Here is a 2,331-nt window from a genome sequence, read left to right as displayed (position 1 = left end):
ACCGGGGACGGGTGCAGGCCGGCGGCCACCAGGCCGGCGAAGTGCGCCATGTCCACCATCAGGTACGCGCCCACCAGGTCCGCGATCCGGCGGAACTCGGCGAAGTCCAGCTGGCGCGCATACGCGGACCAGCCGGCCACGATCAGCGCCGGCTTGTGCTCGAGCGCCAGGCGCTCCACCTCGGCCATGTCGATCCGGTGGTCCTCCTCGCGGACCTGGTACGGGATGACGTTGTACAGGCGGCCGGAGAAGTTGATCCGCATGCCGTGGGTCAGGTGCCCGCCGTGGGCCAGGTTCAGGCCCATGATGGTGTCCCCCAGCTTGATCAGGGCGTGCATCACCGAAGCGTTGGCCTGGGCACCGGAGTGCGGCTGCACGTTCGCGTACCCGGCACCGAACAGGGCCTTCACACGGTCGATCGCCAACTGCTCGATGACGTCCACGTGCTCGCAGCCACCGTAGTAGCGCTTGCCCGGGTAGCCCTCGGCATACTTGTTGGTCAGCACCGACCCCTGCGCCTGCATGACGGCCACCGCAGTGTGGTTCTCCGACGCGATCATTTCCAGGCCCGAACGCTGACGGTCCAGCTCGTCATCGATCTTCACCGCGATCTCCGGATCCAGCTCGGACAACACCGTGTCCAGGCTCGGCGAAACTACCTGCTCGAACACAATGTTCTCGGTGCCCGCGGCCCCGGTCGCGGCGCTCACAGCTCGCCACCGTTCTTGGAAGCGTATTCCTCCGCGGAAAGCAGCGGACCGTCGGACTCGGCGGCCACCTTGAAGAGCCAGCCCGCACCGTACGGATCGTTGTTGATCAGGGCAGGATCGTCGACGACGGCGGAGTTCACTTCGGTGACTTCACCGGTGACCGGGGAGTACAGGTCCGAGACGGACTTGGTGGACTCAACCTCGCCGCAGGTCTGCCCCGCAGTCACAGCGGAACCGACCTCGGGCAAGTCAACGTACACGATGTCGCCGAGGGCATCGGTGGCCACGGCGGAGATACCGACAGACACAAGATTGCCGGCTTCGCGGGCAACCCACTCGTGCTCGTCGGAGTACTGCAGTTCAGGTGCAACTTTTGCCATGTTTTTTCCTTTGCGTTGGTCTAGATCAAATTGTGGTCGGGTTGGGTGGCGGATAACGGAATTCCTCGGCGTGCTCGCTCCTTCGTCGCTTAGACGCACGCTGCCGGATTCCCGTCACCCGCCCTCCGCCAGTTCAGTTTTCGGGGCCAACAGTTCCAGAAAAGAACGCTGGCCCTTTGGGATTTAGTTATGGACCCGTGATTCCCGTGGGCCGATTCAGTTCCCGCGAGCCGACCTGCGGAAGGTGGCTCATTATCTAGCACCTTTGACTTTCAAAAGCGAAAGCCAAAGGTACCGGACTAAAGCTGAAACCGAGGCGAGCTGACCCAAAGGTTGGTTGAACCGAAGGTGAGATGCAGTGCCCCATCGGGAGCCGGCATCCGGCAGCGGGCGTCCCCACCGTCCCCCTAACCTCGCAAGCTCGGCCAGGGAACCCTAACGGCGTGGGCCCCTGCGGGAGCGACACGTCCGCTTAGCGGGCGTCTTCGCGACCGAGCCCGCAGAGGATGTCGGTCCCGACGGGCTAAACGCAACCACGGTCGCGCAGCTCGCCGGACCCACGGTCACGCACCCACCGAAACCCGCACGAGTGCTTACTTAACTCGCTTGTAGAACGGCAGTGCCACAACCTCGAAGAGCTCTGCTTTTCCGCGCAGGTCTACGTCCAAGGCGGTACCGGGTTCGGCGTGTTCGACGTCGACGTATGCCAGGGCGATCGGGTAGCCGAGGGTGGGGCTGGGCTGGCCGGAGGTGACTTCGCCGACCACTACGCCGTCCTTGAGGACCGGGTAGTGGCTGCGGCCGGCGCGGCGGCCCAGGCCCTTGAGGCCAACCAGCTTGCGGCCGCTGGTGGAACCGGCGCCCCCAGCCTTCAGGGCTTCCAGTGCGGCACGGCCCACGAAGTCGCTTTCCTTGGCGAGCGAGACAACGGGGCCCAGGCCTGCCGAGAAGGGGTTGCCTTCGCGGGAGAGTTCGTTGCCGTAGAGCGGCATGCCGGCTTCCAGGCGCAGGGAGTCGCGCGAGGCCAGGCCGGCGGGGATCAGCTCGCCTTCCTCGGCGACTGCTTCGATTGCCTGCCACAGGGCGGCAGCGGCATCGTTGTCCACGAAGATTTCGAAGCCGTCCTCGCCCGTGTAGCCGGTGCGGGCGAGCAGCAGTTCCGCGGTGTTCCCGGCGAAGGTGAAGGGCACCTCGACGGCGGCGTAATACTTGAGCCCGGTGACGAGGGCGTGCTGTTCGGC

General features: G+C 65.3%; 3 protein-coding genes. All 3 read right to left on the bottom strand.

Translation table 11 applies throughout. The features are described from left to right. Positions 1 to 710 (bottom strand): serine hydroxymethyltransferase (locus NFJ07_RS25475; protein ID WP_269998886.1); only part of this gene is annotated, 710 nt, incomplete at its 3' end. Further along, positions 707 to 1,090: a glycine cleavage system protein GcvH gene (gene gcvH / locus NFJ07_RS25470; protein WP_269998884.1), complete on the bottom strand. Its 384-nt coding sequence runs from the start codon at positions 1,088 to 1,090 to the stop codon at positions 707 to 709. The genes gcvH and NFJ07_RS25475, both read right to left, overlap by 4 nt. Positions 1,091 to 1,683: 593 nt before the next feature. Further along, positions 1,684 to 2,331 (bottom strand): glycine cleavage T C-terminal barrel domain-containing protein (locus NFJ07_RS25465; RefSeq protein ID WP_333482081.1); only part of this gene is annotated, 648 nt, incomplete at its 5' end.

This window comes from Arthrobacter sp. B2a2-09 (assembly GCF_027587375.1).
Lineage (GTDB): Bacteria > Actinomycetota > Actinomycetes > Actinomycetales > Micrococcaceae > Arthrobacter.
This window is presented reverse-complemented; position numbering and strand designations above follow the sequence as displayed.